The sequence below is a fragment of the Armatimonas sp. genome (assembly GCF_043760365.1).
GTDB lineage: Bacteria > Armatimonadota > Armatimonadia > Armatimonadales > Armatimonadaceae > Armatimonas.
The window spans coordinates 1-6,411 of the sequence record NZ_JAYUPA010000111.1 but is presented as its reverse complement, the minus strand read 5'-3'; the positions used below and the strand labels follow the sequence as shown (position 1 = coordinate 6,411).

Below are 6,411 nucleotides of genomic sequence, written 5' to 3'. Positions count from 1 at the left end.
TTTTCGCGTCGCACTACCTGCGGGAGCTGTTTATTCCGTTTGTGAACTACTATGTTCTTTCGGGCTACCAGGATCCCTACCAGCACTTTGTGGCGCAGGGACGAACGGATCTCTTTCCCTACAACCCCCTGATGCTCTACGTGCTCACGGTGCCGCGCCAGCTCTTCGCAGCCTTTCTGCCGGGCGGTGTCGAGACCGTGAGCTTTGCGCACTTGTTTGTCTTTCGGCTGCCTCTGCTCCTGTGCGATCTGGCGATACTGGGCGTCTTGCTTGGCTGGTTTCCTCGGGAAAGATCGCGCGTGCTCTGGCTCTACTGGTGTAACCCCGTGGTGATTTATATCTGCTACTGGCACGGGCAGCTTGACATCATCCCGACCGCGCTGTTTCTCTGCGCCCTAGCGAGCCTGCGTCAGGAGCGCTACCGAAGCGCCGCGCTCTGGCTGGGCTTTGCGCTGGCGACCAAGGCGCACTTGCTTGCGGCTGCGCCATTTTTCTTTATCTATGTGGCACAGAAAAAAGGCTGGAAGAGTGCTACCCGTTACGCCGTGATCGCGCTCTCGGTGCTCGTGGTCTTTCTCTATCCCTTTGTGGCGCACTCCGAGTTTCGGCAGATGGTCTTTGGCACCGAGGAGAGCCGCCGCCTGCTCGCCTTGCGGCTTCCTGTGGGCGGAAGCTCGGGGCAAGGAGTGCTGATCGCGCCCCTGGTGATCCTCTTGCTCTGTGTGCGCTTTTTCTGCTACCCCAAGCGTAACTGGGACTTGTTGCTGGTCTATTTAAACTTAGTCTTTGCGACCCTGGTGCTGCTCGTGCCGCCGCGTCCTGCCTATATTCTCTGGAGTCTGCCGTTTCTGATCACCGTGCTCTGCCGTCAGCCTAAACAGTACGGACTGCCCTACGCACTACTGACCGTCGGGTACTTCTTAAACTTCGTACTGGGCCCTCAGTCGGATGTGCTAGAGTCGCTGAGGCTCGTTGCCCCGGAGCTGGCGGCGCGGCAAGGGAGCTTTAGTAGTGCGCTTTGCAATAACACTCTCTGGCCAAGTCTTTCTTTCACGATCTTTGAGGCGGGACTGGCGGGGGTGACTCTCTCCACCTACCTCTTTGGCGTGCGGAGCAACCAGGTCTACCAGGATCGGAACCGGCCCGTGCTGATTGGGCTGGCGGGCGATAGCGGCTCCGGTAAAGACACGCTAACCTACGGCATTGAGAAGCTTCTTGGGGCGGCGCAGCTTGAGGTGATCGCGGGCGATGACTACCATAAGTGGCCGCGTGGGCATGAGTCCTGGAAGACCTACTCGCACCTCGATGTCCGCGCGAACAATCTTCACCAGCAAGTGGAGCACGCCCTCGCGCTGGCTGCCGACAACACGATCTACAAGCCGCACTACGACCACGCCACGGGCCGCTTCACGGAAGAGACCGCCGTGGCCCCCAAGCCCTTTATTCTGTTTCAGGGCCTGCACTCGCTCTCCCTCCTGCAGCTACGTACCCTCTACGATCTGCGGATTTTTCTTGATCCGCAAGAGGATGTCCGTCGCCTCTGGAAAGTGCAGCGTGATAGAGCTGAGCGTGGCTACACCACCGAGCAAGTGCTGGCGCAGCTCGATAAGCGCACTGCGGATCGCGAAAAATATATTCTGGCCCAGCGGGAGCTTGCGGATTTAATTATCTCCTGGCGCACTATCGAGCCACTCCAGCCCGACGACTACGACACCGCCCCGGGGCTCTGCCTACACCTTAAAGCCCTCAATAGCTTCAACTTCTCCCGTCTTGTCGAGCTGCTTAGCGACTCAGGAGTCGGCATTCGCCAGTACGAGCCTTTTCTGGATGGACGCTGGCAGACTTTAGAGCTGGAGGGGACGATAGCATCCAACACGCTTGCCGAGCTTGCCGCCCAGCTCATTGCCAACCCCGATGAGCTCAGCGCCGCATTTCACTTCGAGGAAGGCTTGGAGGGCTGCACGCAGCTTATCTTCCTGCTCTGCCTCTCATCACGCCTGAAAGTTGCCCCATGGATGACTACACCGCACTGAGTATCGTCTTGCCCTGCTACAACGAGTCGGGCAATCTGCCCAATATCTACGCTGTACTGAACAAGATTCTGCAAGCCCAGTCCGGTATCGAGGTGCTGCTGGTCAACAACGGCTCCACGGATAACTCGGCGATGGTGTTTGCAGAGCTGCAAAAGACGCACACACTCCCGATTCGCGTGGTCAGTGTCGAGAAAAACCTGGGCTACGGACACGGAATTCTCACCGGCGTTCGCGCTGCGCAGGGGAAATTTATTGCCTGGTCCCACGCGGACATGCAGACCGACCCGCGTGATATTCTGGCGGCCTACGAGAAGCTTATCCAGAGTGCCGATCCTGAACGCACAGTTGTAAAGGGCAAGCGCAAGAACCGCCCGCTTTTAGATGAGTTCTTCACCTCGGGGATGGCTTGGCTCTCCAGCGCTGCGCTCGGGCAGCGACTTTATGACATCAACGCCCAGCCCAAGCTCTTCCCCCGCAGCTTTTTCACGGTTCTCGACGATGCCCCAACCGACTTCTCGCTTGACTTATTCTTTCTCTACGAAGCCAAGAAGCGCGGCTACACGTTGCTCGAACACGAGGTTGTTTTTGGTAAGCGTGAGCACGGCGAGGCCAAGGGCGGTGGGACAATGAAGGGAAAACTCAAGCTCATTAAGCGAACGCTGGGGTATATTTTTGAGCTTCGGAGAAAGCTGAAAACAAGCCATGGAAATCGTCGTACATCGTATTAATAGTTTGGCGGGTTTGTGCAGGGTTCCCGTGCATTTTGGCGTGGAGATTGATCTACGGGCACGGGGCAGTGAACTCTATCTGCACCATGATGCGTTTCACGATAGAGACGCCGACGCGTTTGTGGACTACCTAGACGCCTACCAACACGGCTTGCTCGTGCTCAATATCAAAGAGGCCGGAATTGAGAGTGAGGTTCTGCGACTTGTGCGAGAGCGGGGCATCGAGCGGTATTTTCTGCTGGATGTCGAGTTTCCCTATCTCTACCGCGCAAGCCGTCAGGGCGAGCGAAACATCGCGGTGCGCTACTCTGAGGACGAGAGTATCGAGACGGCTCTTGCCTACAAAGAGCGCGTGGACTGGGTCTGGATTGATACCAACACTCGCCTGCCGCTCGATGAAACCATGAAATCCCAGCTTGCGGGCCTCAAGACCTGCCTTGTCTGCCCAGAGCGCTGGGGCCGCCCACAGGATATTGCAGGCTACAAAAACCAGCTCGCCGCGCTGGATTTCTCGCTCGATGCCGTCATGACCAGCCTCGCGTGTGCGCCATTATGGCAGTAGGTTTATCCAGAAATCCACATCGTCGCGATCCCGGTAAATAAATGTCAGGCCGCGTGCCTCAGCAACGCCCCGGTCGCGCTTGGTGTCGTCGCCGATGAACCATACCTGCGGGCCGGGCGCGATCCCAAACCGGGCAAGGGCTTCGTCCACGCCGCGCGGGTCGGGCTTGACGGCCCCGACTTCCTCAGCGGTGAAGAGATAGGTGACGAGGTTCTCGATCTTCAGCGTCTTGAGCTTGCGAAGCTGCTGCTCGGTGGTGAAGTCCGTGATCCAAGCCGTGGGAATACCAGCCTCTTGCCAAAGAGTGAGTCGCTCGCGCACACCGGGGTCGAGCTGCATCGCGGCGTGGTAGCCGTCCCAGTAGGCTTTGTACAGTGCCAGTGTTTCGGGCAGTGCCGTATGGCCGAGGCGATTCTCTAGCAAGCGCTTGAAGTAGAGCAAGCGGCAGTGCGCCGCGCCCGTGTCGGCGATGAGTTTTTTGGCTTGGTTGCGAGCAGTGGCATAGTCGGCGCGAAACGCCACTTCGTCGGCTTCACCACTCGCCAGAAAAGCCGCTTTGAGCCCGGCTTCGTGGCAGGGCGCATAGACGTAGATCGTGTTGTCGAGATCCAGCAAGATCGCAGAAGGGTGAGGGAACATAGGGTGATGATACCCAAGAAAAGTCGCCGGAAGTTGTTTTTATCCATAGAACACCAACGGGAGATACGGGGATCTGGTTACGCTCTGGCACGGGGCTTGCTCTAGGAAGAATCCTATAATGGTCTCACCGCTCTCAGGTCTGCTTGTCCGTCCACTCACCCCCTCCGATGCATCGTTTTTGCCGGAAGCTCTGTACCGGGCTCTCTATACCACCGCAAAAGAGGCACCGCTCTCACGCGATGTTCTCTTGCTGCCTGAGCTTGCCCACTACATTGACGGCTGGGGGCAGCGCTTTGGTGACCAGGGGATGCTCGCTCTCAAAGACCAGGGCTACTTTCTCGGAGCAGCCTGGCTGCGTCTTTTTTCTCATGAAACACCGGGCTATGGCTATGTGGATGACCTGACGCCCGAGCTCTCCATCTCTGTTCTGCCGGAGTGGCGTGGTTGCGGGATTGGCACCCGGCTTCTTGTCGCCGCTCTGGAGCAGGCCCAGCTGCAGTTCCCCGCCGTGAGCCTGAGTGTCACGCCGGGCAACCCTGCCCAGCGCCTTTATGAGCGTCTTGGCTTTGAGGTGGTGCTCGCCACTCCAAACGAAATCACCATGCGCCTCGCCTTCTAGTTTTCTCGTTGATTCGTGTTCATCGCGGCGATGCGCGCCACGCAGGCTCGGTCGTCGTCGTTGTGGACAAAGGGCTCGATATCCCAAAGATCCGCTGTGACACGCATTTTTGTGCCTAAACCCAGCCCGTAGCGCAGGCACGCCTCCAGGCTCGGGAGGGTCGGCGGCGCGTAGTGCCCCTGCAAAGCAAGCGCTTCCAGCGCCCCGTTGCCCGCACGAGTGGGCAAGAGCGCCGCAAAGGTCGCACCACACGCAGACGCCGTGTCCAGCGAGCGACAGCCCCACTCTACCCCTTCGTCTTCGCTCAAAAACGGCGGGCGCACCAGAAGGAACACCCGGAGTGCGATTTTGTTCTCCGCCAGAAACCTCGCCGCCTGGCGAAAGTCCTCCACACTCATGTGCTTATTGAGCTTCTCTAACACTTGTTCATGCACTGTCTCCAGCCCGATCGCCACTTCTAGGGTCGCGGGTGCGATGGCATCCCGAAAGGCGAGAACATGCTCAGCGTGCTTTCCGCCCAGAAATGCGGTGTGGCTCTCGACAATCACGCGATCAAACTCAGAGTTTCGGATGTGCGCAGCAATTTCGGAGTAATCTTCGCGCGGTACCTGGCCGGGATCGAAGAAGCTCCCCGCATTATAGAGCTTGAGGGCACGTGCGACTCCGGGTACTGACAGTGCTTCTTGCACTTGCGCAGCAATTGCGCCCGGCTGCGTTGGCGTGTCTAGTGTGTCCTGCCAGAGATCGCACATCAGGCAGCGAAAGGCACACTCGCGGTTGGTGAGCAGCAGTGTGTGGCAGAGCCAGGGCGTGCCATCGGGGCCGGGTTCCGCTTCGAGAAAGTTGCCGTAGGGGAGCGTGGGAGTGTGGGGCGTTTTCGGGCCGCGCTGCTTAAGAATCCAGCGGGTGCGCTCGGTGGATTTCTCGGGATAGAGGGTTAGCGGTGTCATGGGATCAGTTTATCGCGGTAGAATGGGACAGTTTTTATCCGAAAGGACACTTCATGCCCCGTTCTGTTGTTACTGGAGGAGCAGGTTTTCTGCCCTCGCACCTGTGTGATCGTTTGCTGGCCGCAGGCCACGAGGTTGTTGCGCTTGATAATTTTATTACGGGCTCACGGGATAATCTCGCCCACTTGGTGACCAACCCTAAGTTTACTTTTATTGAGCAAGATGTTTGTCAGCCCTATGAGATTGAGGGGGCGGTGGACTTTGTTTTTCACATGGCGTCGCCTGCCTCACCGGTGGACTTCACCACCAAGGCCATCGAGATCATGATGGTCAATAGTGAGGGGACACACCAGTCGCTCAAGCTTGCTCTGGCAAAGAACGCGGTTTTTCTGATGGCCTCGACCAGCGAGGTCTACGGCGATCCGCTGGTACATCCCCAGCCTGAGGAGTACTGGGGGAACGTGAATCCCATCGGTATCCGGAGTGTCTATGATGAGTCCAAGCGCTTCTCCGAGGCGCTGATCATGGCCTATCGGCGCTTTAAGGGCGTGGATACCAAGATTTTTCGGATCTTTAACAGTGTCCTGGCGCATGAGACGATCTGCGCTTTTCAAGGTGGTACGCTCCACCTGACCTCTGCGGGTGAGCTGGCAGACTCTCTGCGATCCGGTGAGCTCCTCCCCGAGTCGCTGAAAGTTCCCGCCTTCGACCCCGCGACGGGTGAGATCTCTCTACGGGATGCCAGTGCCTACATTGAGCATCCTCCTGCCCAGCGGGATGCGTTTCGCATCTGCACCCGCTACGGACGCGATATTCAGACCACGGGCGATCATAGTATCTTTCGTAAGAGTGCGCGGGGACTCCCTGAGGCTGTTCCCGT

The 6,411-nt window shown here is 58.2% G+C and carries 6 protein-coding genes and 1 pseudogene; 5 read left to right on the top strand and 2 right to left on the bottom strand.

The window, feature by feature from the left end:
* The 3 genes and pseudogenes from ACH2EH_RS02990 to ACH2EH_RS02980 all read left to right on the top strand — a co-directional run.
* A pseudogene (locus ACH2EH_RS02990) lies at positions 1-2,033 on the top strand (hypothetical protein); the annotation flags it as partial.
* Positions 2,012-2,761: a glycosyltransferase family 2 protein gene (locus ACH2EH_RS02985; RefSeq protein ID WP_395138813.1), complete on the top strand. Its 750-nt coding sequence runs from the start codon at positions 2,012-2,014 to the stop codon at positions 2,759-2,761. The pseudogene ACH2EH_RS02990 and the gene ACH2EH_RS02985, both read left to right, overlap by 22 nt.
* Positions 2,736-3,323 carry a hypothetical protein gene (locus ACH2EH_RS02980; protein ID WP_395138810.1) on the top strand — a complete coding sequence of 196 codons (588 nt, stop codon included), beginning with the start codon at positions 2,736-2,738 and terminating at the stop codon, positions 3,321-3,323. Before ACH2EH_RS02985 ends, ACH2EH_RS02980 begins: the two co-directional genes overlap by 26 nt.
* Here ACH2EH_RS02980 and ACH2EH_RS02975 read toward each other — a convergent pair.
* On the bottom strand, positions 3,312-3,962 hold the full coding sequence (locus ACH2EH_RS02975) for an HAD family hydrolase (protein ID WP_395138808.1): 651 nt from the start codon (positions 3,960-3,962) through the stop codon (positions 3,312-3,314). The two genes, ACH2EH_RS02980 and ACH2EH_RS02975, sit on opposite strands and share 12 nt — an antisense overlap.
* A gap of 118 nt (positions 3,963-4,080) precedes the next feature.
* On the opposite strand from ACH2EH_RS02975, the gene ACH2EH_RS02970 reads away from it, so the two are divergent.
* On the top strand, positions 4,081-4,581 hold the full coding sequence (locus ACH2EH_RS02970; RefSeq protein WP_395138805.1) for a GNAT family N-acetyltransferase: 501 nt from the start codon (positions 4,081-4,083) through the stop codon (positions 4,579-4,581).
* Here the strand turns inward: ACH2EH_RS02970 and ACH2EH_RS02965 are convergent.
* On the bottom strand, positions 4,578-5,531 hold the full coding sequence (locus ACH2EH_RS02965; RefSeq protein ID WP_395138802.1) for a radical SAM protein: 954 nt from the start codon (positions 5,529-5,531) through the stop codon (positions 4,578-4,580). The genes ACH2EH_RS02970 and ACH2EH_RS02965 overlap by 4 nt on opposite strands.
* Positions 5,532-5,584: 53 nt before the next feature.
* Here ACH2EH_RS02965 and ACH2EH_RS02960 point away from each other — a divergent pair.
* Positions 5,585-6,411: NAD-dependent epimerase/dehydratase family protein (locus tag ACH2EH_RS02960; RefSeq protein ID WP_395138799.1), on the top strand; the 827-nt coding region annotated here is incomplete at its 3' end.

What these genes read in the sequence shown, in the direction of transcription:
- ACH2EH_RS02985 (WP_395138813.1), top strand. Translation starts at nt 2,012, where the DNA reads ATGGATGACTACACCGCACTGAGTATCGTCTTGCCCTGCTACAACGAG.
- ACH2EH_RS02980 (WP_395138810.1), top strand. Translation starts at nt 2,736, where the DNA reads ATGGAAATCGTCGTACATCGTATTAATAGTTTGGCGGGTTTGTGCAGG.
- ACH2EH_RS02975 (WP_395138808.1), bottom strand. Translation starts at nt 3,962, where the DNA reads ATGTTCCCTCACCCTTCTGCGATCTTGCTGGATCTCGACAACACGATC.
- ACH2EH_RS02970 (WP_395138805.1), top strand. Translation starts at nt 4,081, where the DNA reads ATGGTCTCACCGCTCTCAGGTCTGCTTGTCCGTCCACTCACCCCCTCC.
- ACH2EH_RS02965 (WP_395138802.1), bottom strand. Translation starts at nt 5,531, where the DNA reads ATGACACCGCTAACCCTCTATCCCGAGAAATCCACCGAGCGCACCCGC.